Below are 23,198 nucleotides of genomic sequence, written 5' to 3' on the forward strand. Positions count from 1 at the left end.
GGGTATCTCCTGTGTGGAGCCTGTGGCTCTCTAAATCGACATTGCTGATTTGCTGCGAAGGTAACGCTCTGAAAGCGGGGGAGAATTGATAACGATCAAGGCGGACGGGGTCTCTGGAGGCGGGTGTTACATCAAATACCACCAAAGCGGTATAAATGTAAAATTCGTATCATGATGATTAATATTGATATTTTATATTTATCGTACAAAAAGCAGGGCTAAATTTAACATCTCAGGTATTAAGGGGTAGACCCCACTGGAAAGCGATGGCGATCACAGTGTTACCCGCAGGCTGCTGCTGTAAAGGCAATCAGTATGTTGTAACTATTTCCAACACAAAAAAAACGCGGCCCGAAGGCCGCGCAAACGGATAATCACACTTACTTATTTTTCTTGGTATTACGGCCATATACCAGCCACGTAATCACAACGCAGGCGATATAGAAGACGAGGAATACTTTCATGGCCCCTGCCGGAGAGCCGGTCAGGTCCAGTGAGATACCGAACGCTTTCGGGATGAAGAAGCCACCAATTGCGCCAATCGCAGAGATAAAGCCCAGCGCCGCAGCGGTGTCGGTCGCCGCTTCACGCATGGCCTGCTCTTCGGTGCCTCCCTGCGCTTTAACGCGATCCATGGTCAGCTTACGGAAGATGACGGAGATCATCTGGAACGTAGATGCACTTCCCAGCCCGGCCGTCAGGAACAGCACCATAAATACGCCGAAGAAGGCAATAAAGTTGCCGCCCTGCCCGTTGGCTGGCAGCGTCAGGAACAGCAGCGCGCAGAAGATCGCCATCACCATGAAGTTCACCAGCGTCACGCGCGTCCCGCCCAGACGGTCGGAGATCATCCCGCCAAGAGAACGTGCCAGCGCGCCGACAAATGGACCAAAGAAGGCAAATTGCAGGATCTGCACGTCCGGGAACTGGGTTTTCGACAGCATGGCGAAGCCCGCAGAGAACCCGATAAACGAGCCGAACGTTGCCAGATACAATAGCGCCATGACCCAAAGGTGACCGCGTTTCAGGACCGGTAACTGTTCGCTCAGGGACGCCTTCGACGCGGACAAATCGTTCATAAAGAACCAGGCCGCCAGCGTGAAGACCACCAGGAACGGTACCCAAATCCAGGCCGCGTTCTGCAGGAACAGAGAAGAACCATCCGGCTGGGTCACACCGCCGCCGCCAAAGGCCGCAAAGATGGAAACCGAAATCGCCAGCGGGGCAATCAGCTGCATCACGCTCACGCCCATGTTCCCCAGACCGCCGTTAATGCCCAGCGCACCACCCTGCTTCGCTTTCGGGAAGAAGAAGCTGATGTTCGCCATGCTGGAGGCAAAGTTCGCGCCCGCAAAACCGCACAGCAGAGAGATGATCACAAACACGCTAAACGGCGTGGAGGTATCCTGCACCGCAAAACCGAGCCACACGCACGGCACGATCATGATGCCGGTACTGAAAGCCGTCCAGCGGCGTCCGCCAAACACCGGCACCATAAACGCGTAAGGCACGCGCAGCAACGCACCGGACAGGGACGGCAGCGCGGTCAACATAAACAGCTGATCGGTCGTGAACGTAAAGCCGACTTTTGGCAGGTTTACCGCAACCGCACTGAACAACATCCATACGCAAAACGCTAACAGCAGGCACGGAACGGAAATCCACAGATTACGACTTGCTACACGATGGCCGCGCTGTTGCCAGAACGCCGGATCCTCTGGTCGCCATTCTGTAATAACGGGACCATTTTCCCTGTCGGGAGCGGATGAGTGACTCATAGACACCTCTGATTCTCGAATGATGCTGCAAACATTAGGGTTTTAGGGCGGCGGTAAGTTGATATAAATCAAAGGAAAAGTGCGGGGTTTTGTGGCGAAAAAAAAGGCATTACTCTTAGTGAGTAGGAGTAAGGGGTAAAAAAGATGTGGTTTTTCACGGTGCTGAGCCATCCTGGCTACTCCCTCCCTCTAACCGTTACCCCTCCGGCAATTTAGAGGTAATCCTTTATTGGTATGGGTATACTCCAGGGTATGCACCAGAATAGCGCCATTCCTGCAGTCAGGTCACGTCAGGAGCCCGGCAACACCATGTTAAAAAGATGTCTATCCCCGCTGACGCTGGTTAACCAACTGGCGCTTATTGTCTTGCTGTCCACCGCGATCGGTGTCACCGGCATGGCGATTTCCGGCTGGCTGGTCCAGGGCGTACAGGGTAATGCACATGCCATCAACGAGGCAGGCTCGCTACGCATGCAGAGTTATCGTCTGCTGGCCTCGGTGCCCTTAACGCAGGACGACCAGAAGCTGATCGACGATATGGAGCATACGGCTTTCAGCCCCGAGCTGGAAAGTGCCGCCATTCGCGCTGGTCAGAAATCCCAGCTCAAGGCCCTTCAGGGCTACTGGCACACGCAGCTGGAGCCAGGCTTAAAGCAGGCGAACAGGCCCGACGCCGTCGCGCGCGACGTTGCCGGTTTCGTCTCACGCATTGATACGCTGGTCTCTTCTTTCGATCAAACCACCGAATTACGCATTGACCGGGTGGTGATGATCCACCGGGTGATGGCGCTGTTTATGGGCCTGCTGCTGATTTTCACCATCGTCTGGCTGCGCGCAAGGCTGCTGAATCCCTGGAAACAGCTGCTGGCAATGGCACGCGCCGTAACGAACCGCGATTTTACCCAGCGCACGCATATCAGCGGGCGTAACGAGATGGCGATGCTCGGCCAGGCGCTCAACACCATGTCGGAAGAGCTGTCTGAAAGCTACGCGGTACTGGAACAGCGGGTTCAGGAAAAAACCGCCGGACTCGAACAGAAAAACGAAATTCTCTCTTTCCTGTGGCAGGCAAACCGCCGTTTGCACATGCAGGTACCGCTGTGCGAGCGCCTCTCGCCGGTGCTGAACGGCCTGCAAAACCTGACGCTGCTGCACGATTTGGAGCTGCGGGTCTACGACGTTGAAGACGAAGAAAATCATCAGGAATTTACCTGTCAATCTGACATGTCCTGTGATGATAAAGGTTGTCACCTTTGTCCGCGGGGTGTACCACCGCTAACGACGACGGGCACCACGCTGAAGTGGCGTCTGACGGACAGCCACACCCAGTACGGCATTCTGCTGGCTACCCTGCCCGCCGGAAGGCATCTGAGCCACGACCAGCAGCAGCTGGTGGATACCCTGGTGGAACAGCTCACGGCCACGCTGGCGCTGGACAGGCATCAGGAAAAACAGCAGCAGCTGATTGTCATGGAAGAGCGCGCCACCATCGCGCGGGAGCTGCATGACTCCATCGCCCAATCGCTCTCCTGCATGAAGATGCAGGTCAGCTGCCTGCAGATGCAGGACGCGGAGATGCCGGAAAGCAACAAACAGCTCCTGAGCCAGATCCGCAACGAGCTGAACACGTCGTGGGTTCAGCTTCGTGAGCTGTTAACCACTTTCCGACTGCAGCTGACCGAGCCGGGCCTTCGCCCCGCGCTGGAGTCCAGCTGTCACGAATTTAGCGCCCGGCTGGGGTTCCCGGTGAAGCTCGACTACCAGCTTCCGCCGCGTTTTGTCCCCTCCCATCAGGCGATTCATTTACTGCAGATCGCCCGCGAAGCCCTGAGCAACGTGCTCAAACACGCCAGCGCGACGGCGGTAACGGTAACCGTCAGCCAGCACAATAATCAGGTGAAGCTGACGATTCAGGACGACGGCTGCGGCGTGCCGGAAAATGCCGAGAGAACCAACCACTATGGTTTAATTATCATGCGAGACCGCGCGCAAAGCCTGCGCGGTGATTGCCAGGTTCGCCGGAGAGACACGGGTGGCACGGAAGTGGTCGTCACCTTTATTCCCGAAAAACCGCTTACAACTGTCCAAGGAGAACACCATGACTAATCAGGAACCGGCATCCATCCTGTTGATCGACGACCATCCCATGCTGCGCACCGGGGTGAAACAGCTGGTCAGCATGGCGCCCGATATTACCGTCGTTGGCGAAGCCAGCAACGGCGAACAGGGTATTGAGCTTGCCGAAGCGCTCGATCCTGATTTGATCCTGCTCGATCTCAACATGCCGGGCATGAACGGTCTGGAGACGCTGGACAAACTGCGCGAAAAATCCCTGTCTGGCCGCGTGGTGGTGTTTAGCGTGTCAAATCATGAAGAAGACGTAGTGACGGCGCTGAAGCGCGGCGCGGACGGCTACCTGCTGAAAGATATGGAGCCGGAAGATCTGCTCAAGGCGCTGCAGCAGGCCGCTGCCGGAGAGATGGTGCTGAGCGAAGCCTTAACGCCGGTACTGGCCGCCAGCCTGCGGGCCAACCGCGCAACCTCAGACCGTGACGTGAGCCAGCTTACCCCGCGCGAACGCGATATTCTGAAGCTGATTGCCCAGGGCCTGCCGAACAAAATGATCGCCCGCCGTCTGGACATCACCGAAAGCACGGTAAAAGTGCACGTGAAGCACATGCTGAAAAAGATGAAGTTAAAGTCCCGCGTCGAAGCCGCCGTGTGGGTCCATCAGGAACGGATTTTTTAACTTACTCATCCGGCAGCAGCTTCCACCGTGGATCGTCGTTGGGCAATGCGACCAGCGGTTGAACCACCGTTAGCGCGATCTCATTGGAAGAGACGCGCTGCCCGTCTTTATCTTCCGCGATCACCGACAACCGCCACTGGTTAGTAGCACCCTCAGCGTTATCCCATGCGGGCATAATGACGCTCCAGCCGTCGCTGCTGGTACTGTCAGCCGGTGCGGTCAGGCTCAGCGCCTGCGTATCCCCCTGCCAGTGCAGCTGGCGAATACCATGCTTGCTGCGTATTTGCAGCTTCAGCATGACGGTTTCGCCCCCTTTCAGATCCCACGGCGGCGTTGCCAGATAGACCGACAGCGTTTTGCGCTGGCGGAACTCCATGACCGGCAGGTTCTCCCGCTCTGGCGAATCGTAGCGACTGCCGCGCAGCGAACGCGTCACAGCCACTTCGCTGGCGGACAGCTGTTTGACCAAGGGTACGCCAAACCGATAGTTGAGCTTAAGCCCGAGGTTATTCTGGCTGACGCCGCTCTCTCCCTGCTTATGGGCAGCCGTCAGGGTCACCAGCGGAACGGGGGTATAGTTAAGTCCGAGATTGACCGCCATCGGGTTGTGGTAGCCGGTTCCACTGCTAAACAGATCGACGTTATCGCCAAAATACTGTTCAAAACTAACACTGGTATTCAGATGATGGAACCACGGCAGCCAGGCTTTAGCAGTGATGTCATACCCGCGCGCCATGCGCTGCTCCTGCAGATCCGCGCTGTCGCGCCAGCTGGCGAACGGCTGATAGTAGTTCGCCGACAGGCGTAGATTTCGCCCCCACGCTTCTGCCCCCAGCCCGGCGCGCTGCAGGTTTTCCTCAAGCAGGTTATCGTAAAAGGTGTTATAGCCCAGCAGCCAGTCTCCAGCGACCCATCGCTGGCCAATCCCGGCGTTGCTCACCAGACCGTCCGTCTGTTGCGTCAGGCCCAGCTGGCTCCAGCTCAGGTAACGATTGTTATCGTTCCAGGGAATAAACCAGCTTCCGCTGCTGCCATTGAAATTGCCCTCATCATCTACCAGCAGATTTACGCTGGCGTTACCCCAGGGGGAAAGCCAGGATTCAATCTGCTCGTTCACTTCCCCGCTCACCACATCCCGTACCTGACCCAGTGCAAACTGCTTTGCCTGCTCGCCTGTCGTCAGGCCATTGTCGGTCATACTGGCTTCGCCAAAGGCCTTGGCCATTTCGGCCAGGTGCTTCTCCCCTTCACCCGTTGGCGCCGCCATGCCGAGGTCGGGCAAACTATCCCCGTTATTATCAAACGGATTTTGCGCTTGCTGCATAAAGGAATTCGGCGCACCGTGAACGGCTCCGGCCGTAAGAAGGGAGAGTAAAAACAGCAAATGAATGCGGGACGATACAGCCATCAACGTCGTAAATAAGGACCTGTGTTCATAAGGCAATTCTTTTTATGTTAACGCGATAAGCAGTGAAATGCAGGCTTAACGGAAATTCCAGGATTATCCTGAACATTATTGTCGAGTGGCGGCTGCGCCTTACCCGACCTACGGGGCGGCACGAATTTGTAGGTCGGGTAAGGCGCAGCCGCCACCCGACGCCCTTACACCGCTATCCAAACAACGCTTTCAGCTCGGGCACGCACGAACCGCAGTTCGTTCCGCAGCGCAAACGTGCCCCCAGCGCCGAAATGGAATCGCACCCTCCGGCAATCGCCTCGCGTATCGCGTTTTCCCCGACGCTGAAACAACTACAGATAATGCGCCCCGGATCCACCACCTCCCCCACGCCCTGCCCGTTGAGGAGCGCATGACGTGCAGCAGGCGTTAAGGGGGGCGACTGAAAAGCCGCTTCAATCACCGGGTGTGCCAGCTCCGGTCGCGCGGTTCCTTCCCAGAAGGCGAGCATCAGCTCGCCGTTATGCCAGGCCAGCACGCTGCTACGCTCGCCGGTCTGCGCAACCTGCAGCTGCCAGCCCCTGCCGCTGGCGTAATCCATGACCCATGGCAGGAACGGTTTATCACCCGCCAGCGTCAGGCGAGTCGCTTTGCGCCACCAGAACACGAAGGACGGCAGTTCCGGTAAGTCACGCGCGTAGAGCTCCCCCTGCCAGCCCGGCTGCCAGGGCAGGATCCTGACCGCGGTTTGTTTACTCTCTGGCTGGCCTGAAACCAGGTCAACGCGGCCTTCCACAAGGGCATTGACCTTCCCTTGACGGGAAAATTGCGCATTCCAGTGCATCGGGATAAACAGCTCTCCCGCCTTCTGAGCGTCGTTAATATGGATCCGGGCAACCATCACCCCGCGCGGGGAAGCGATTCGCGCCAGCTGCCCCTCGCACACTCCATATCGCGCGGCGTCTGAACGGCAGATGTCAACCAACGGCTCGGCGATATGATGCATTAATCGTGCGACATATCCCGTACGGGTCATGGTATGCCACTGGTCGCGAATACGGCCGGTGTTGAGCATCAGGGGGTACAGGTTATTGATCCCCGCGGCGGGCAACGATGGGATAACCGGGACAATCCGTCTGTGGGGAAAATGACCAGCGCACCATTGATAAGGCTCCAGCGCATCCCATTCCTCGCGGCTTAACGTCGCCAGTTCCCCCAGATTGAGCGCGCGCCCGCCGTTATTTTCAAACGCCGTTAGCGCCGCATGTTCACAAAAAATATCCCGCGGATGTTCCCAGGCAAAGGCTTCGCCATAGCCCAGCCTTTTAGCGACCTGAGCAATAATCCACCAGTCCGGCTTTGCCTCGCCCGGTGCAGGCAGAAACGCGCGCTGGCGCGAAATGCGCCGCTCTGAGTTGGTTACCGTACCGTTTTTCTCGCCCCAGCCCAGCGCCGGAAGACGAATATGGGCAAACCGGCTGGTGTCCGTCTCCTGCATCACTTCAGAAACGATCACCAGCGGACAAGCCGCCAGCGCCTGGCACACCGCGTGGCTGTCCGGCAGCGATACGGCGGGGTTGGTCCCCATAATCCACACCGCCTTCACCTCGCCGCGGGCGATGGCGTCAAACAGCTCCACCGCCATCAGGCCTGGCGTCTGCGCCAGCCGCTCGGTTCCCCAGAAACGCGCCACCCGCGAGAGATCGTCCGGCTCGAAGCTCATGTGCGCCGCCAGCTGGTTCGCCAGCCCGCCCACTTCGCGCCCGCCCATCGCGTTAGGCTGTCCGGTCAGCGAAAACGGACCGCAGCCCTGACGATTGAATTTACCGCTGGCAAGATGGACGTTGATGATAGCGTTGCACTTGTCGCTGCCGCGGGTGGACTGGTTGATCCCCATGGTGTAGAGCGTGATAGCACGAGGTGCCGTCATAAACCAGTCGTAAAAGGTGCCAATATCCTGCGGCGAAAGACCGCAAAATGCCGCCACGCGCTCAACGGGCCACTCATCCGCTCCCTGAATCAGGTTCAGCAGGCCGACAAATAATCCGGCATCGCTCCCCGGCGCAAGCGCCAGGTGCAGGTCGGCGATATCGCAGGTGGCGGTGCTGCGCGGGTCAATCACCACCACCTTCATCTGCGGATTGCTGTGCTTTGCCTGCACCAGCCGCTGATACAGCACCGGATGGGTCCATGCAGCGTTGGATCCCACCAGCACGACCAGATCGCTGTTCTCCACATCCTCATAGCTGCACGGCACCACGTCTTCGCCGAAGGCGCGCTTGTAGCCGACCACCGCCGAAGACATGCAGAGCCGGGAGTTGGTATCAATGTTTGCCGCGCCGATAAATCCTTTCATCAGCTTGTTGGCAACATAATAGTCCTCGGTTAATAGCTGGCCAGAGGCGTAAAACGCCACGGCCTGCGGCCCCCATTTGTCGATGATCGCCTGGAGTCGCTCGCCTGCCGCCCCCAGCGCCTGCGACCAGCCCACCTCAACACCGTCAACAACGGGGCGCAGCAATCGCCCCTGTAACCCCGTGGTCTCCCCCAGGGCCGATCCCTTCACGCACAGGCGACCAAAGTTTGCAGGATGGGTTTCGTCCCCCCGAACGCTTACCGCTCCGCTTTCCACGCTGGCGACCACGCCGCAGCCCACCCCGCAGTAGGGGCACGTTGTCCGGGTTTCCGTCATGAGGCCTCCGCACGCATCACTATCGCGTCGTTCCCGACCCACACCTTGCCGTTTTCAATCTTCACCGGCCAGGCGCGTACCGCAGGTTCACCGCTATCCACCTGGCACCCGTCGCGCAGGCGAATACGCTGCTTGTAGAGCGGTGAAATCACCACCGGCTCGCCCGCCGCATCGCCGAGAATGCCGCGTGAAAGCACGTTCGCGCTGCTGCCCGGCTCCAGGTCGTCGAGGGCGTAAACTCGCTGTCCGAAACGGAACAGCGCGATCGGTTTGCGGCCAAGACGCGCGCCAATGCCCGCCTGCTCGGGAATATCGTCGATGCCGCAGATTTCCTGCCAGCGCTTGCTTTCATCCGACGGCGCGGCGTTCACCGCGGTGCGGAACAGCGCCAGACGATTGGGATCGCTGAGCGTGGTTTGCCATTCGCACTGATACGTCTCTACCACACGCGCCATCTCCTGCTCCAGCTCGTGGGCGATACCCAGGCTGTCGTTGACGATCACATCGCGCAGATAGTCGAGGCCGCCTTCCAGGTTGTCCATCCAGGTACTGGTGCGCTGCAGGCGATCCGCCGTGCGGATGTAGAACATCAGGAAACGGTCAACGGTGCGGATCAGCGTTTCATCGTCCAGATCGCTGGCAAAAAGGTCCGCATGGCGCGGCTTCATCCCGCCGTTGCCGCACAGATAGAGGTTCCAGCCCTTATCGGTGGCAATCACCCCCACGTCTTTGCTCTGCGCCTCCGCGCATTCGCGGGTGCAGCCTGAGACCGCCATTTTGATTTTGTGCGGCGCGCGCAGCCCCTTGTAGCGGTGCTCCAGCCGGACCGCGAGGCCGGTGGAGTCCTGCACGCCGTAGCGGCACCAGGTCGAGCCGACGCAGGATTTCACTGTGCGCAGGGATTTCCCGTAAGCATGTCCGGTCTCAAACCCAGCCTCCACCAGCGCCTGCCAGATTTCCGGCAGCTGTTCCAGGGTAGCGCCAAACAGGTCGATACGCTGCCCGCCGGTGATTTTGCTGTAGAGGTCATAGCGTTTCGCAATCTGGCCGATGGCGATCAGCCCGTCTGCCGTCACTTCCCCGGCGGGCATGCGCGGCACGATGGAATATGTCCCGTCCTTCTGGATATTGGCGAAGTAGCGGTCGTTGGTATCCTGCAGCGGCAGATGTGCCGGTTTCAGCAGATACTCGTTCCAGCAGGAGGCAAGCACCGACCCCACCAGCGGCTTGCAGATCTCACATCCGTGCCCCTGCCCGTAGCGGCTAATCAGCTGGTCAAAGGTGCGAATATGGTTAACGCGCACCAGGTGGTAAATCTCCTGGCGCGAGTACGGGAAGTGTTCGCAGATATCCTTTTTCACCTCCACGCCCTGCTCCGCCAGCTGGAACTCCATCACCTGCTTCACCAGCGCGCTGCAGCCCCCGCAGCCGGTCGCCGCTTTGGTGCACTGCTTGATGGCGCCGATATCCGTTGCCCCCGCGCTCACCGCCTGGCAGATATCGCCTTTGCTGACGTTATGGCACGAACAGATCTGCGCGCTTTCCGGCAGCGCCGCCACGCCGAGCGCTTTTGGCGCGCTGCCCGTCGACGCGGGTAATATCAGCGTTTCCGGCTCTTTTGGCAGGGCTATCCCGTTGAGCATCATCTGCACCAGCGTGGCGTATTCGCTGGCGTCACCCACCAGCACGCCGCCGAGCAGCGTTTTGCCGTCATGGCTGACCACGATTTTCTTGTAGATTTGCTGCGGACCGTGCGTCCACTGGTAGCTCAGCGCCCCCGGCGTGCGCCCGTGAGCGTCGCCGAACGAGGCCACGTCCACGCCGAGCAGCTTGAGCTTGGTGCTCATATCCGCGCCGGTAAAGGTTTTATCATCACCCGCCAGCGCGGCGGCGGCCACCCGCGCCATCTGATAACCGGGCGCGACCAGACCGAAGATTTTCCCCTCCCACAGAGCGCATTCGCCGATGGCCAGCACGTCCGGATCGGAGGTCCGGCAGCCGTCGTCAATGCCGATCCCGCCGCGCTCGCCAATAGCCAGCCCGCTACTGCGCGCCAGCGCGTCCTGCGGACGAATACCGGCAGAAAAGACCACCATGTCCGTTTCCAGCTGTTCACCATCGGCAAAGCGCAGCACCAGTCCGCCGTCCGCGGTGGCAATCTCCGTCGTCGCTCTACTGGTGTGAACGCCAACGCCCAGCGCCTCGATTTTCCTGCGCAGCATCGCCGCGCCGTCGTTGTCGAGCTGCACCGCCATCAGATTGGGTGCAAACTCAACCACGTGGGTTTCCAGCCCGAGTTGCTTCAGGGCGTTCGCCGCCTCCAGCCCCAGCAGGCCGCCGCCAATCACCACGCCGCGACGCGACCCCTTTGCATGTGCGGCAATATTATCGAGATCGTCGAGGGTGCGATAAACAAAGCAGCCCGGCAGATCGTTGCCCGGAACCGGCGGGACGAACGGATAAGAGCCTGTCGCCAGCACCAGCTTGTCCCAGTGGGTTTCATGCCCGCTGGCGGTACGCACCACGCGCGCGTCGCGGTCGATGGCGACAATCTGCTGCGACAGGCGTAGCTCAATGCCGCTGTCGGCAAAGAAATCTCCTTCCACCAGCGAGAGCGACTTTGCGCTGCGCCCGCCAAAATATTCCGACAGATGCACGCGGTCGTAGGCGGCATAGCGCTCCTCGCCAAAGACAACGATCTGATACTGCTGATGCAAATTGCGGTTAACGCAGTCTTCGAGGAAATGATGGCCGACCATACCGTGCCCAACCACCACCAGAGTAGGTTTTGTCATAGCGTTCTGTCCTGCAACCTGCGGTTGCGTAGTGAAACGATCGAACAGCCAGTCCGCGTGGGCGGGCGCAGCCGTTGCCAGTAAATCGGTAAATGTTGCCGCACTGCGGCAGTCGCCCATCAGCAGCACGCCTGCCAGCGCCCCCTGATGGATCAGTAAACGTCGGTAGTGACGGGTCAGCGGATCCCATGCGCTCCAGACCACATCGTCTTCCTGCTCTGCCGCGCGACCGAGGCTAAACAACTCCACGCCGGTCACCTTGAGGCGCACACCGTTGTCGGTGAGGGTAAACGGCACAGTAACGTCCCCGGCCAGCCGGGCGGCGAGGATATCCGACTGCGCCATGCAGGGGGCGACCAGGCCAAACGTCTGGCCGTCAATTTCGCAGCACTCGCCAATGGCGTAGACGTTCGGTGCGGAGGTCTGCATCTGGTGATCCACCACGATGCCGCGCGCGCAGCGAATGCCGCTGGCGTGCGCCAGCGCAACGTTCGGCTGCACGCCGGTCGCCAACACCACGCGCGTGGCGGCGATGCTGTGCCCATTAAGCAGCGTCACGCTATTGCCGTTAATGGCCGCGATGCCTGAGGAAAGCTCGCAGCGCACGCCCCGCGCCGCCAGCGCCTCTTCCAGCAGCATGCCCGCCTGCTGATCCAGCTGTTGCTCCATTAGCCACGGACCGCGATGTACAAGCGTGACGCTGTCACCTGAGCGCGCCAGCGCTGCCGCCGTCTCAACGCCCAGCACGCCGCCCCCCAGCACCACCGCAGGACCGGCGATTGCCTGAATGGCCCGGGTATCCTCCAGGGTACGGAACGTGAATACGTGCTGCGCATCGCCGCCGGGGATGGGTGGAATAAAGGGCGTTGACCCGGTGGCGAACACCAGCGCATCCCAGCCCAGCGTGCGGGCGGCGGTTTGCACTTCCCGCGTATCCACGTTCACGGCAATCGCCTTTTCGCCCCGCAGCACCGTCACGCCGCGCGCCTGGTACCACTCATCATCCTGAAGGCATATATCCGCCGCCGCTTTTTCACCGCCCAGCACCGGCGAAAGCTGGATGCGGTTATAGGCATGCTCCGGCTCGTCACCGATGACGGTGATTGCGAAACGACCTGAAGCACGCCCGGTGAGCGAGGCAATCAGCCGCGTGGCCGCCATGCCATTTCCGATAATGACCAGTCGCATCAACGCCCCCTCGCTACGCCGCTTTCGGCTGCTTTTCATAGAGGAAATGCAGGATCTGCTGGCGCATGTGGTGATAGCGGCTGTCGTCCGCCAGCTGCACCCGGTTGCGCGGGCGCGGCAGGTCAACGCGCAGGATTTCTCCCACGGTGGCCGCCGGGCCGTTGGTCATCATCAGCACACGATCGGAGAGCAGCACCGCCTCGTCCACGTCGTGGGTAATGAGCACGATGGTGGTGTTGAGCGCCTGCTGGATCTGCATCACCGAGTCCTGCAGATGGGCGCGCGTCAGCGCATCGAGCGCCCCGAAGGGTTCATCCATCAGCAGCACTTTCGGCTTCATCGCCAGCGCGCGGGCAATCCCGACGCGCTGCTTCATGCCGCCGGATATCTCCCCCGGGCGCTTGTGCAGCGCGTGCCCCATCTGCACGCGGTCGAGGTTGTGCTCAATCCACTCTTTGCGCTCGGCCTTGCTCATGGTGCGACGGAAGACCTGATCCACCGCCAGCGCCACGTTGTCGAAGCAGGTCAGCCACGGCAGCAGGGAGTGGTTCTGAAAGACCACGGCACGTTCCGGACCCGGCCCGGCGATTTCGCGGTTGTCGCAAATCAGCCCCCCTTCCGTTGGCAGCGTGATCCCTGCGATAAGGTTCAGCAGCGTCGATTTGCCGCAGCCGGAATGGCCGATCAGACTGACGGTTTCGCCCTCGTGGATATCAAAAGAGACGTTTTGCAGTGCCAGAAACTCGCCGCTGGCGGTGGAAAAACGCTGGCTCACGGCCTGGACCTGAATTAATGGTTTCATGTTCGCTCCTTATTTTTCCTGCCAGCTAAAGCGACGGGCGATCAGCATCAGCCCCTGCTCCAGCAGCAGCCCGACCACGCCAATGATGACGATGGCGATGAGAATGTTTTCGACGTTGAGGTTGTTCCACTCGTTCCAGATCCAGAAGCCAATGCCCAGCCCGCCGGTCAGCATCTCGGCGGCGACGATCACCAGCCAGGCGATGCCGATCGAGAGGCGCACCCCGGTCAGTACCGCAGGCAGCACGGCCGGGAAGAGGATTCGGCGCATGATGGTCCACTCGGAGAGCTGCAGCACGCGGGCCACGTTGAGGTAATCCTGCGGAATGCGGCGCACGCCCTCGGCGGTGTTGATCACCATCGGCCAGATGGAGCAGATAAAAATGGTCCAGCTCGACGCGGGCTCTGCTTTCTGGAACAGCAATAAACCGATAGGCAACCAGGCCAGCGGGCTAACCGGACGCAGAAGCGCAATCAGCGGGTTGAACATGCGCGAGAAAAAGGTGAAACGGCCAATCAAAAAGCCCAGCGGAATACCCGCCAGCGCTGCCAGCCCAAAGCCGATGGCGACGCGCTGCAATGAGGCCAGCACGTTCCAGCCGATGCCCATATCGTTTGGCCCGTCGCGGTAGAACGGGTCGGCAAACAGGGTGATGGCCGAATCCAGGGTGCTCAGCGGCGTCGGGAAGCCTTTGCTGTTGATGGCCGCCAGCTGCCACAGCAGCACCAGCAGTCCCAGACCCAGCATTGCCGGAATGACGCGCTGGAGAAGGTCGTTAATCCGACGCGCAAATGCCGGGGTGCGACGGCGTACCTGCACGGGTGGCAGGGGGATGACTTCCCCACTCACGGGTGTCTCTTGTGATGTCGTCTTTTGCAGATGCTGCATAATCAGGCCCCTTTACGATGAATGGCGAAGCGGTTGGCGTATCCTTCCGGGTCGGTACCGTTCCAGACGGTGCCGTCCATCAATGTGCTGTTGCGTAGTGGTGATGCCGGTGCGGTAATGCCCCCCACCGCGGTGGCAGCATCCTGCCAGGTTGCGGTCTGGTTAATCCGCTGCGCGATGCCCGCATAGTCCGGTGCAGATTTAAGCAAACCCCAGCGGCGGAACTGGGTCAGGAACCACATGCCGTCAGAGAGATACGGGTAGCTGACGGCCCCCTCGTTAAAGAAGCGGATCGGGTGCGCGTCCTGCCAGCGCTGGCCCAGGCCGTTGTCGTACTCGCCCAGCATCCGTCCGGTGAGGTACTGCTCTTTGCAGTTGAGCCAGGCGCGGCGGGAGAGGATCCGCGCGGTCTCGCGTTTGTTTTCCGGGGAGGCGTCGATCCAGCGCGCGGCCTCCATCACGGCGCTCACCAGCGCCCGGGCGGTATGCGGGTTCCTCTCCACCCAGTCGCGGCGAGTGCCGAGGATTTTTTCAGGATGGTCGGCCCAGATGGACTGCGACGTGGCGGCGGTGAAGCCGATGCGGTCATTAATCGCCCGCGCGTTCCACGGCTCGCCGACGCAAAAGCCCACCATGTTGCCAATGCGCATGTTCATCACCATCTGCGGCGGCGGCACCACCACGGTCCGGATATCGTCGAAGGGGTTAATGCCCGCACTGGCCAGCCAGTAGTAGAGCCACATGGCGTGTGTACCCGTCGGGAAGGTGTGCGCGAAGGTGTAGGTACCAGGCGCCTGCTGCCCAATCAGCTTTTTCAGCCCGTCGAGATCGTGAACGCCCTTCTCCGCCAGATCGCTGGAGAGCGTGATAGCCTGACCGTTCTGGTTAAGGGTCATCAGGTTCGCCATCTGCTGTGGCTTGCCGGCGATGCCCAGTTCCAGCCCATACAGCAGGCCGTAGAGAATGTGCGCGGCATCCAGCTCGCCCGCCACCAGCTTGTCGCATACCGCCTCCCAGCTCGCCTCTTTGGTGGGCACGATGGTAATGCCGTATTTTTTATCAAACCCTTTCAGCGCCGCGATAACCACCGGGGCACAGTCGGTCAGCGGGATAAACCCGATGCGCACCGTTTCCTGCTCCGGTTTATCCGAGCCTGCCGCCCACGCGGCCTGCATGACACCCGGTAACAGCATTGCGCCACTCGCCAGCATGCTGGCCTGCAAAAACCGCCGTCTCGACAAATCCGCCATGACCACTCCTGAAAAAAAGCCAAAAAAAAGCGCCCGCCGTGCCGGAGCACCGCTGGACGCCTTTATCCCGAAGACGCATGCACCGCCGTTGGCGCATCGTCGAAAATGGTTAAACAGATAATGCAAAGGGAATGCCAGGTTTTAAGACCCTGCTTTCGGGGCGTTAACCTGATAGCTGTCGCGTTAGCGCACCTCAATCAGGCATTAAATGCCCACTGATTGTGCAACCACTCCTTTGGTGTTAGCTGCCACAAATTCTTCACTGTGAGCAGTGCGCGCGCGATATCGACCATGCGCTGGTTCTTGTCCATCGCCATTTTGCGCAGTGCCGTCCACGCCTGTTCCTCACTCATGCTGTGATGCGTCATCAGCACGCTTTTGGCTTTATCAATGGTCTTACGCTCCTCCAGCGTATCGCGGAGTGATGCCAGTTGACGTGAGAGCTGGTCTATCTCTCGCGCCTGCTGGCGAACCAGCAGCAGCAAGGGTTTATCCGGGTAAAGCGCAAGAGGATCGTCATGCTCTACGCCACTCATCGTGGCTTCACCGGATGCATGAATCGCGTCATCCACCGCCACCATCAGATCGGCAGTCACCATTTCTTCAAGCGTGCGCAGATGTTCAAGACGCGAGGTTTGCAGGGCAAACCAGTTCAGCGCGGTATTGCCATTGTCAGCGGCGGGCTGACGGGTGCAGGCGACGCGCCGGAGTTGCTCTGTTTCTCGATCGGGCTGGCAGTTGTGGGCAAAGGTGTTTTGCACCTCAGCGTGGCTGTGGGATAAAAAGATCTCAAAACAGGCCTGCTGCCCGTCAATCCTGTCTACCAGTCGCTGGCGGGTTTCATCAGTGAAAAAGCCCTGCGTGAAGCCTATCGCCCCGAGTGCCCGCTCTTGCCCCACCAGCTCTTTGCCCTGCATCAGGCTATAAAGGGCGACAAAACGGCCCGCGATTTGCGGATCGTCAATGCTGTCATTGAGTTGCGGTACGATACTGAGCAGATGGCGAAGCATCCGGCAGTAATGATCCATTGCCTGAGGTGCCGTTATGCTTTGGCTGTCTATCCCGTCACGCAGCAAAGGCAGTGTTTCCAGGCTGAGTAACGCACAGGCGATGCGCTCACAAACGCCGCTCCCCGTGACCGGGAATTGTGCTTTCAGCATGGCCTGCAGCGCGGTGAGGTTTTCATCCACCAGCCCGCGACTGGCTTTGCATTCGGGGGCATACAGCTTACCCTGAGAGCAGAGCCAGACGTTGGATGCCCCGCGCTCGCACTGGAGCATATGCACAAGGCGGCTGATGCCGTTAACCAGCACGCCCAACGCAGCCAGCCTGCCGAGCTGCTCCCGGCGAAGTAATGTCGCGCGCTGGAACCACTCGGTTGCCGCGGGTGAACTGCCCGCCATTAATGTCATGCTTACTCTCCCGGGTAGCGAATCTCCCGGAGAGTTAAGCAATATTCGTGCCTTTCAAACAACAGGAGTTAACATGCAGAAGATTGTGATCGTCGCCAACGGTGCGGCCTACGGCAGCGAATCCCTTTTCAACAGCCTGCGACTGGCGATAGCGCTGTGCGAGAAAGAGAGCGCACTTGAGCTGCGCCTTTTTTTGATGTCGGACGCCGTCACCGCAGGACTCAAGGGACAAAAACCCGCCGAGGGCTACAACATCCAGCAGATGCTGGAGATCCTGACCGCGCAAAATGTGCCGGTCAAACTGTGTAAGACCTGCACCGACGGGCGCGGTATCACCGGGCTACCGCTGATTGATGGCGTCGAGATTGGGACGCTGGTTGAGCTGGCCGACTGGACCCTGACCGCCGATAAAGTATTAACTTTTTAATAATAAACTCGTAAAAATATTATTTTCTTATGGACGCGGTTTCAGCATCAAGTTTACCTGCGCGGCTGCCGATAGGCATGGAAACAACACAGCAGGTATTTCACTTATGTTCAGATCCATTCGTGCCCGTATTATTGCCGCGACGACAGGTTGCCTGATCGTCGCCCTTCTTCTCAATACCGTCATTAATTTCCAGGTTACGCGCCAGGATAACCAGCAGTCGCAGCGCGATATTCTGACCAGCACCAGCGCCAGCCATAACATGGCGATTGCAGACTGGGTTAAAAGCAAAATGACGGTGATAGCCTCCGCGCAGACCGTTGCGCTGAATGACGATCCGGTTCCGGTATTCAAACAGCTTGCGCAGGCGGGTGGCTTCACCAACGTCTATGTCGGCTACGCCAGCAAAACGGCGAAGTTCTCCGACCCGGCGGGCGTCCCGGCAGATTATGACCCCACGATCCGTCCCTGGTATCAGCAGGTGGTGAGTACTGACGGCCCGGTCGTGACCGCCCCGTACGTGGACGCGGGCACCGGGAAACTGGTGGTGACCTTTGCGGTGCCGGTGAAGGAGAACGGTGCGCTGAAAGCGGTTGTGGCAGGCGACGTGGCGATGGACAGCGTGGTGGCTAACGTACGCGGTATTCACCCTACGCCTGCCAGCAGCGGGTTACTCCTTGATAGCGATGGCACGGTGATTGCCGCCAGCGATCCGGCGCTCACGCTCAAGCCATTCGCTGAAACCATCAAAGGGACCGATTTTGCGGCACTGAAAAGCGGTAGCCTGGTTGAGGGGACGTTCAACGGCAGCGAAAAAACCTTCGTGGCAACCGCCGTGCCGGGCACGCACTGGATGCTGGCGGTGGCGCTCGATAACAACGATGCCACCTCCGGCATGCGCTCGCTGCTGAAAGCCTCTGCGCTGTCGCTGGTGATCCTCGCCTTGCTGAGCGGCGCGATTGTTCATTTCCTGATAGCCCGCCTGTTGAAGCGTTTGTCCGATATTCGCGACGCCATGCATAACATCGCTAACGGCACCAATGACCTGTCGCAGCGCCTGCCGGACAGCGGTGATGACGAAGTGGCGCAAATTGCCCAGGCGTTCAACGCGTTTAGCGATAAGCTCTCGGTCGTGATGGTCCAGCTGCGCGACGCCAGCGCCTCGGTGAAAAATGCGGCGCAGGAAATCGCAGCCGGTAACCAGGATCTCTCCGGGCGCACTGAGCAAGCGGCGTCAAGCCTTCGCGAAACCGCCAGCGCCGTCGAAGAGATCACCGCCTCCGTCACCCAGTCAAATGAATCTGCGGCAGAAGCGAACGAGCAGGCAAGCAAAGCCTCTGCTGCAGCGTCGCGCGGGGGTGAGGTGGTTTCTCAGGCTATCACTACCATGCAGTCGATTGAGGTGGCCTCGGCGAAGATTGGCGATATCACCAGCGTCATCGACGGCATTGCCTTCCAGACCAACATTCTGGCGCTGAACGCCTCGGTCGAAGCGGCGCGCGCGGGCGAACAAGGCCGCGGCTTCGCGGTGGTGGCTGGAGAAGTGCGAAACCTCGCCAGCCGCAGCGCTCAGGCGGCGAAAGAGATCAAATCCCTTATCGATTCCACAACCGACAGCGTGGCAACGGGTTCGCGCTACGTGCATCTGGCCGGAGAAAGCATGGATGAGATCCGCTCCAGCATCGGTAGCGTCTCGGGGATAATGCGTGAAATCTCGATTGCCACCAGCGAGCAGATGAAAGGCATTCACGAGATCAACCACGCGGTAACGCATCTGGACAGAATGGTGCAGCAGAACGCCGAACTGGTGGTGCAGTCTGCCGCAGCGGCCAGCGCGCTGCAGAGTCAGGCGGGCGACCTTGCTGAAACCGCCGGTCATTTCCGCATTTAATTTTCTTCTGGCGCGGGTTAACCGGGTAAAACACGCGCCAGCTGAATGCTTTCAGGCATTTTGTCATTTTTGTTTAAACGTTATGCCATTTTTTGATCAAAATCATCATCCTTCCCCCTCCCCTTTGGTGTTATGCAATGAGTAAATTGTGAACAATATCACGCTCGGGATGGGCAAAATCGACGGGGTAAAAAATGGCACTGGTGAAGACAAGTTTGAAACTGTTTGGCGGGGATACGGTCGTGGTGCGTTGCTCAGAGCGCTGCCGCATTCATCTCATGAGTTCAAAAGCACAGAAGCAATCGCAGGCGGATATTCTGACGGTGCAGGATGACAAGGCGTGGCTGACCGTGCCTTATACCGGCACCTGGGATGTCCTGATTGACAGCCATAGTCAGTCACTGGAGCATTCGGTCAGCTACGTTGCCGCATAAAACGAACGCCCGGTTTAGCCGGGCGTTTTTTCAGGCAAAACCCGGACGTAGCGGGTTATTAAGCAGGTTCCCTTCCAGCAGCGCTTTCACCTTCATGACCAGCTCATTCAAACATTCGTCCTGCATGCCCAGACGCGTCAGTTCCTGATCGAGTGAAAACAGATATTGCGCGTTGGTACCCAGCGGCCCGCTGGCCGCGGCAATCAAGGGCGCGATCACCTGCGTACGGGTATCCGCTTCATACAGCGGGTGGCGCGGATCCATAATAAACACCAGCGCATTGACGGTACGTCCGTCATCCAGTTCCAGCTTGCACCAGCTCGGCATATAGCAGCCGGTGATCATCTCGCGCTTCCAGAGCAGCGTCAGCTCCTCTTCCAGCGTGGCATCCGGCAGGCGGTAAGCGACACCCGTGGTGCGCCCGCCCTCTTTCAGTGCAAGCATACGCCCTGGCTGGCACGCGCTGCCGCGTCCGGCCGTCAGGCGCAGACAAAATGCGCGATGCCAGCCAGGCAAGGTTCCCGTTGCCGATTCGACAAATTCGAGAGCCGGGTTCCACATCAGGGAACCGTAGCCAAAAATCCATACCGGGCCATCATCCGGGCGGCAGGCAAGCGTGGCAGCGAGCGACGCCGCACGTTGTTCAGCTGACCAGAGAAGCGATTCCTCAATAGCACCAAATGCCGTCTTACAATCTGCCTTCATTAAGAAATCACGCGTTAACACATTACACCTCCGCCACTGCATGCTTCCTTGCGACATCTGTAATTCGCCTTCCCGGCACTCTATGCTGGTCATTTTGCCAGCAGTTAAATAACGATAAGCAATTAGCGGACCAGTTGCAATACAACGGAAGATGAACCGCCTGAAAAGTCAAAATGCAGGCAGCTTATTATTTTGCGGCTATTTCTTTTTGTGCCATTTATCATCGTCGCCTTTCTCGTATTCATGTTTTACGGCGGCCCAGGCGACCTTGTGCGCCGTCTCTTCACGGCTGGCATCATCCCGGCGATCGTCCTTATCTTTGTATTGATCCCAGGCGCTGTTAAAGGCTTCTTTGTAGATATCCTGCGCGTGGGCAGGGAGGACGTGCTGCACGCTATCGGGTAACTCGCGTTTCGTTTTGTATGGCATCGAAAACCTCTCTTTTTGCTAAAGAGATAAGTGTGGTTGACGATGCCCGCGCCTGCCAGGTTGATTTCATTTATGCTTAATCAACAAAGCTAATTAACTGTAATACAGCGCTATTTTATTGATAATTACTCTTTATGGGAGTAATAATAAATATTAACGTCAAACCGTAAAATTAAGTAAAACTTCAACGGTATTTATCAGATATCTGTTAGTTTAATGCCCTCAAAAATCTATCTATAATTACAAGCACCTGCATTGATGGAGAAGCACATGACAACAACACACGAGGCGGTTAAGACCCGCCACAAGGAGACGTCGCTCATTTTCCCGGTTCTGGCACTGGCTGTGCTGCTCTTCTGGGGAAGCAGTCAGTCACTGCCAGTGGTGGTTGGTATCAATATTCTTGCGCTGGTCGGCATCTTAACCAGCGCCTTTAGCGTAGTTCGTCACGCGGACGTATTAGCCCACCGTCTGGGTGAGCCGTACGGCTCGTTAATTCTCAGCCTTTCCGTTGTTATTCTCGAAGTCAGCCTGATTTCCGCGCTAATGGCCACCGGCGATGCCGCGCCGACGCTGATGCGCGACACGCTCTACTCGATAATTATGATTGTGACGGGCGGCCTGGTGGGCTTCTCTCTGCTGCTGGGCGGCCGCAAGTTCGCGACCCAGTATATGAACCTGTTCGGCATTAAACAGTATCTGATTGCCCTCTTCCCGCTGGCTATTATCGTGCTGGTGTTCCCAATGGCGCTACCGGGTGCAAACTTCTCTACCGGTCAGGCGCTGCTGGTTGCGCTCATTTCCGCCGCCATGTACGGCGTGTTCCTGTTGATCCAGACCAAAACGCACCAGAGCCTGTTTGTGTATGAGCATGAAGACGACGGCGACGACGATGACCCGCACCACGGTAAGCCGTCGGCCCACAGCAGCGCGTGGCATACGGTTTGGCTGATCGTGCATCTGATTGCGGTGATTGCCGTCACCAAGATGAACGCCAACCCGCTGGAGACGCTGTTAACCGAGCTGAACGCGCCGGTGGCGTTTACCGGCTTCCTGGTGGCGCTGCTGATCCTGTCCCCTGAAGGGCTGGGCGCGCTGAAAGCGGTGTTGAATAATCAGGTGCAGCGCGCGATGAACCTGTTCTTCGGGTCCGTACTGGCGACGATTTCACTTACCGTTCCGGTGGTGACGCTGATTGCCTTTATGACGGGCAACGAGCTGCAGTTTGCGCTGGGTGCGCCGGAGATGATTGTGATGGTGGCCTCGTTGCTGCTGTGCCAGATTTCATTCTCCACCGGACGCACCAACGTGCTGAACGGCGCGGCGCATATGGCGTTATTTATTGCGTATTTGATGACGATTTTTGCATAGCCTTTTTGCCCAGCGGCGCTTCGCTTGCAGGGCCTACGGGTTTTGTAGGTCGGGTAAGCGAAGCGCCACCCGGCAATATGCCCCATAAAAAAACCCGCCGAAGCGGGTTTTTTTATTAGTTGCTGGTATCCAGCTCGTCGAAGCTCTTCACCAGATCGTCAATCGCTTTAATCTGTTTCAGGAACGGCTCCAGCTTATCCAGCGGCAGTGCGGAAGGACCATCGCATTTTGCGTTCGCCGGATCCGGGTGCGCTTCAATGAACAGGCCTGCCAGTCCGGTCGCCATACCGGCACGCGCCAGCTCGGTAACCTGGGCACGACGGCCGCCAGAGGCTGCGCCGAACGGGTCGCGGCACTGCAGAGCATGCGTCACGTCGAAAATCACCGGAGACTGGCCGGAGACATTTTTCATCACGCTGAAGCCCAGCATATCGACAACCAGGTTGTCGTAACCGAAGTTTGCGCCACGGTCACACAGGATCACCTTGTCGTTGCCACCTTCAATGAACTTGTCGACGATATTACCCATCTGCCCAGGGCTCACGAACTGCGGTTTCTTCACGTTGATGACCGCACCGGTTTTCGCCATCGCCGCAACCAGGTCGGTCTGACGCGCCAGGAATGCCGGAAGCTGAATCACGTCTACCACGTCAGCCACAGGCTGCGCCTGAGAGGCTTCATGCACGTCGGTGATCACTTTCACGCCAAAGGTCTGCTTCAGCTCCTGGAAAATCTTCATCCCTTCTTCCAGGCCCGGGCCACGGTAAGAGTTGATGGAGGAGCGGTTGGCTTTATCAAAAGAGGCCTTAAACACGTACGGGATGCCCAGTTTCTGGGTCACAGTCACGTAGTGCTCGCAGATACGCATGGCGAGATCGCGGGATTCCAGCACGTTCATGCCGCCAAACAGCACGAACGGCAGGTCGTTTGCTACCTTGATATCACCAATGCTAACCACTTTTTGTTTCATAGGATCGCCTTATTCAGGTGT

The 23,198-nt window shown here is 58.8% G+C and carries 17 protein-coding genes; 6 read left to right on the plus strand and 11 right to left on the minus strand.

What is annotated here, in order from left to right:
* Window positions 1-380 precede the first annotated feature (380 nt).
* The gene (locus EXW94_RS05610) at window positions 381-1,778 is read right to left on the minus strand and encodes a NarK family nitrate/nitrite MFS transporter (RefSeq protein WP_108417810.1); all 1,398 of its coding nucleotides are present in this window, start codon (window positions 1,776-1,778) and stop codon (window positions 381-383) included.
* 309 nt (window positions 1,779-2,087) lie between these two features.
* On the opposite strand from EXW94_RS05610, the gene narX reads away from it, so the two are divergent.
* Both narX and narL read left to right on the plus strand, forming a co-directional pair.
* Window positions 2,088-3,884, plus strand: coding sequence for a nitrate/nitrite two-component system sensor histidine kinase NarX (narX, locus tag EXW94_RS05615; RefSeq protein WP_108417811.1), 1,797 nt, complete (start codon window positions 2,088-2,090; stop codon window positions 3,882-3,884).
* Window positions 3,877-4,527 (plus strand): two-component system response regulator NarL, encoded by a 651-nt coding sequence (narL, locus tag EXW94_RS05620; RefSeq protein WP_028018756.1) that lies wholly within the window; start codon window positions 3,877-3,879, stop codon window positions 4,525-4,527. Before narX ends, narL begins: the two co-directional genes overlap by 8 nt.
* A 1-nt stretch (window position 4,528) precedes the next feature.
* On the opposite strand, the gene EXW94_RS05625 is transcribed toward narL, so the two are convergent.
* The 7 genes from EXW94_RS05625 to nasR all read right to left on the minus strand — a co-directional run bounded on the left by EXW94_RS05625 (window position 4,529) and on the right by nasR (window position 16,950).
* A complete protein-coding gene (locus tag EXW94_RS05625) occupies window positions 4,529-5,935 on the minus strand; it encodes a YchO/YchP family invasin (protein ID WP_174339697.1) in 1,407 nt (468 codons plus the stop codon).
* A gap of 202 nt (window positions 5,936-6,137) precedes the next feature.
* Window positions 6,138-8,615, minus strand: a complete 2,478-nt coding sequence (locus EXW94_RS05630; protein WP_174339698.1) for a nitrate reductase — start codon at window positions 8,613-8,615, stop codon at window positions 6,138-6,140.
* Entirely contained in the window at window positions 8,612-12,598 is a 3,987-nt protein-coding gene (gene nirB / locus EXW94_RS05635) for a nitrite reductase large subunit NirB (RefSeq protein ID WP_174339699.1), read from the minus strand. Before nirB ends, EXW94_RS05630 begins: the two co-directional genes overlap by 4 nt.
* Window positions 12,599-12,611: 13 nt before the next feature.
* Window positions 12,612-13,400, minus strand: coding sequence for an ABC transporter ATP-binding protein (locus tag EXW94_RS05640; RefSeq protein WP_042715167.1), 789 nt, complete (start codon window positions 13,398-13,400; stop codon window positions 12,612-12,614).
* Window positions 13,401-13,409: 9 nt separating this feature from the next.
* On the minus strand, window positions 13,410-14,288 hold the full coding sequence (gene ntrB / locus EXW94_RS05645; protein WP_108417815.1) for a nitrate ABC transporter permease: 879 nt from the start codon (window positions 14,286-14,288) through the stop codon (window positions 13,410-13,412).
* Window positions 14,289-14,290: 2 nt separating this feature from the next.
* On the minus strand, window positions 14,291-15,538 hold the full coding sequence (locus EXW94_RS05650; RefSeq protein ID WP_174339700.1) for a CmpA/NrtA family ABC transporter substrate-binding protein: 1,248 nt from the start codon (window positions 15,536-15,538) through the stop codon (window positions 14,291-14,293).
* 197 nt (window positions 15,539-15,735) lie between these two features.
* Window positions 15,736-16,950, minus strand: a complete 1,215-nt coding sequence (nasR, locus tag EXW94_RS05655; protein ID WP_174339701.1) for a nitrate regulatory protein NasR — start codon at window positions 16,948-16,950, stop codon at window positions 15,736-15,738.
* A gap of 73 nt (window positions 16,951-17,023) precedes the next feature.
* On the opposite strand from nasR, the gene EXW94_RS05660 reads away from it, so the two are divergent.
* The 3 genes from EXW94_RS05660 (at window position 17,024) to EXW94_RS05670 (ending at window position 19,702) form a co-directional block, all read left to right on the plus strand.
* Window positions 17,024-17,377, plus strand: coding sequence for a DsrE/DsrF/TusD sulfur relay family protein (locus tag EXW94_RS05660; RefSeq protein WP_174339702.1), 354 nt, complete (start codon window positions 17,024-17,026; stop codon window positions 17,375-17,377).
* Window positions 17,378-17,483: 106 nt separating this feature from the next.
* Entirely contained in the window at window positions 17,484-19,268 is a 1,785-nt protein-coding gene (locus tag EXW94_RS05665) for a methyl-accepting chemotaxis protein (RefSeq protein WP_108417818.1), read from the plus strand.
* A 194-nt stretch (window positions 19,269-19,462) separates the two neighbouring features.
* Window positions 19,463-19,702 (plus strand): DUF1883 domain-containing protein, encoded by a 240-nt coding sequence (locus EXW94_RS05670; RefSeq protein WP_010432930.1) that lies wholly within the window; start codon window positions 19,463-19,465, stop codon window positions 19,700-19,702.
* A 30-nt stretch (window positions 19,703-19,732) separates the two neighbouring features.
* On the opposite strand, the gene EXW94_RS05675 is transcribed toward EXW94_RS05670, so the two are convergent.
* Both EXW94_RS05675 and chaB read right to left on the minus strand, forming a co-directional pair.
* Complete coding sequence (locus tag EXW94_RS05675; RefSeq protein WP_089601438.1) at window positions 19,733-20,428, minus strand: gamma-glutamylcyclotransferase; 696 nt, start codon at window positions 20,426-20,428, stop codon at window positions 19,733-19,735.
* Between the two features lie 177 nt (window positions 20,429-20,605).
* Window positions 20,606-20,836 (minus strand): putative cation transport regulator ChaB, encoded by a 231-nt coding sequence (gene chaB, locus EXW94_RS05680; protein WP_042715159.1) that lies wholly within the window; start codon window positions 20,834-20,836, stop codon window positions 20,606-20,608.
* 270 nt (window positions 20,837-21,106) lie between these two features.
* Here chaB and chaA point away from each other — a divergent pair, with 270 nt between their 5' ends.
* Window positions 21,107-22,207 (plus strand): sodium-potassium/proton antiporter ChaA, encoded by a 1,101-nt coding sequence (chaA, locus tag EXW94_RS05685; RefSeq protein ID WP_010432924.1) that lies wholly within the window; start codon window positions 21,107-21,109, stop codon window positions 22,205-22,207.
* Window positions 22,208-22,322: 115 nt separating this feature from the next.
* Here the strand turns inward: chaA and kdsA are convergent, their stop codons facing one another.
* Window positions 22,323-23,177, minus strand: a complete 855-nt coding sequence (kdsA, locus tag EXW94_RS05690) for a 3-deoxy-8-phosphooctulonate synthase (RefSeq protein WP_029741601.1) — start codon at window positions 23,175-23,177, stop codon at window positions 22,323-22,325.
* Between the last annotated feature and the right edge of the window lie 21 nt (window positions 23,178-23,198).

It is taken from the genome of Enterobacter sp. JMULE2 (genome assembly GCF_013337145.1).
GTDB classification, from domain to species: Bacteria; Pseudomonadota; Gammaproteobacteria; order Enterobacterales; family Enterobacteriaceae; genus Enterobacter; species Enterobacter mori.

Bases quoted from the DNA above. Each gene is read 5' to 3' on its own strand.
- narX (WP_108417811.1), top strand. From the start codon at position 2,088: ATGTTAAAAAGATGTCTATCCCCGCTGACGCTGGTTAACCAACTGGCG.
- EXW94_RS05630 (WP_174339698.1), bottom strand. From the start codon at position 8,615: ATGACGGAAACCCGGACAACGTGCCCCTACTGCGGGGTGGGCTGCGGC.
- EXW94_RS05650 (WP_174339700.1), bottom strand. From the start codon at position 15,538: ATGGCGGATTTGTCGAGACGGCGGTTTTTGCAGGCCAGCATGCTGGCG.
- kdsA (WP_029741601.1), bottom strand. From the start codon at position 23,177: ATGAAACAAAAAGTGGTTAGCATTGGTGATATCAAGGTAGCAAACGAC.
- EXW94_RS05610 (WP_108417810.1), bottom strand. From the start codon at position 1,778: ATGAGTCACTCATCCGCTCCCGACAGGGAAAATGGTCCCGTTATTACA.
- EXW94_RS05640 (WP_042715167.1), bottom strand. From the start codon at position 13,400: ATGAAACCATTAATTCAGGTCCAGGCCGTGAGCCAGCGTTTTTCCACC.
- narL (WP_028018756.1), top strand. From the start codon at position 3,877: ATGACTAATCAGGAACCGGCATCCATCCTGTTGATCGACGACCATCCC.
- chaB (WP_042715159.1), bottom strand. From the start codon at position 20,836: ATGCCATACAAAACGAAACGCGAGTTACCCGATAGCGTGCAGCACGTC.
- ntrB (WP_108417815.1), bottom strand. From the start codon at position 14,288: ATGCAGCATCTGCAAAAGACGACATCACAAGAGACACCCGTGAGTGGG.
- EXW94_RS05660 (WP_174339702.1), top strand. From the start codon at position 17,024: ATGCAGAAGATTGTGATCGTCGCCAACGGTGCGGCCTACGGCAGCGAA.
- nirB (WP_174339699.1), bottom strand. From the start codon at position 12,598: ATGCGACTGGTCATTATCGGAAATGGCATGGCGGCCACGCGGCTGATT.
- nasR (WP_174339701.1), bottom strand. From the start codon at position 16,950: ATGACATTAATGGCGGGCAGTTCACCCGCGGCAACCGAGTGGTTCCAG.
- EXW94_RS05625 (WP_174339697.1), bottom strand. From the start codon at position 5,935: ATGGCTGTATCGTCCCGCATTCATTTGCTGTTTTTACTCTCCCTTCTT.
- chaA (WP_010432924.1), top strand. From the start codon at position 21,107: ATGACAACAACACACGAGGCGGTTAAGACCCGCCACAAGGAGACGTCG.
- EXW94_RS05665 (WP_108417818.1), top strand. From the start codon at position 17,484: ATGTTCAGATCCATTCGTGCCCGTATTATTGCCGCGACGACAGGTTGC.
- EXW94_RS05670 (WP_010432930.1), top strand. From the start codon at position 19,463: ATGGCACTGGTGAAGACAAGTTTGAAACTGTTTGGCGGGGATACGGTC.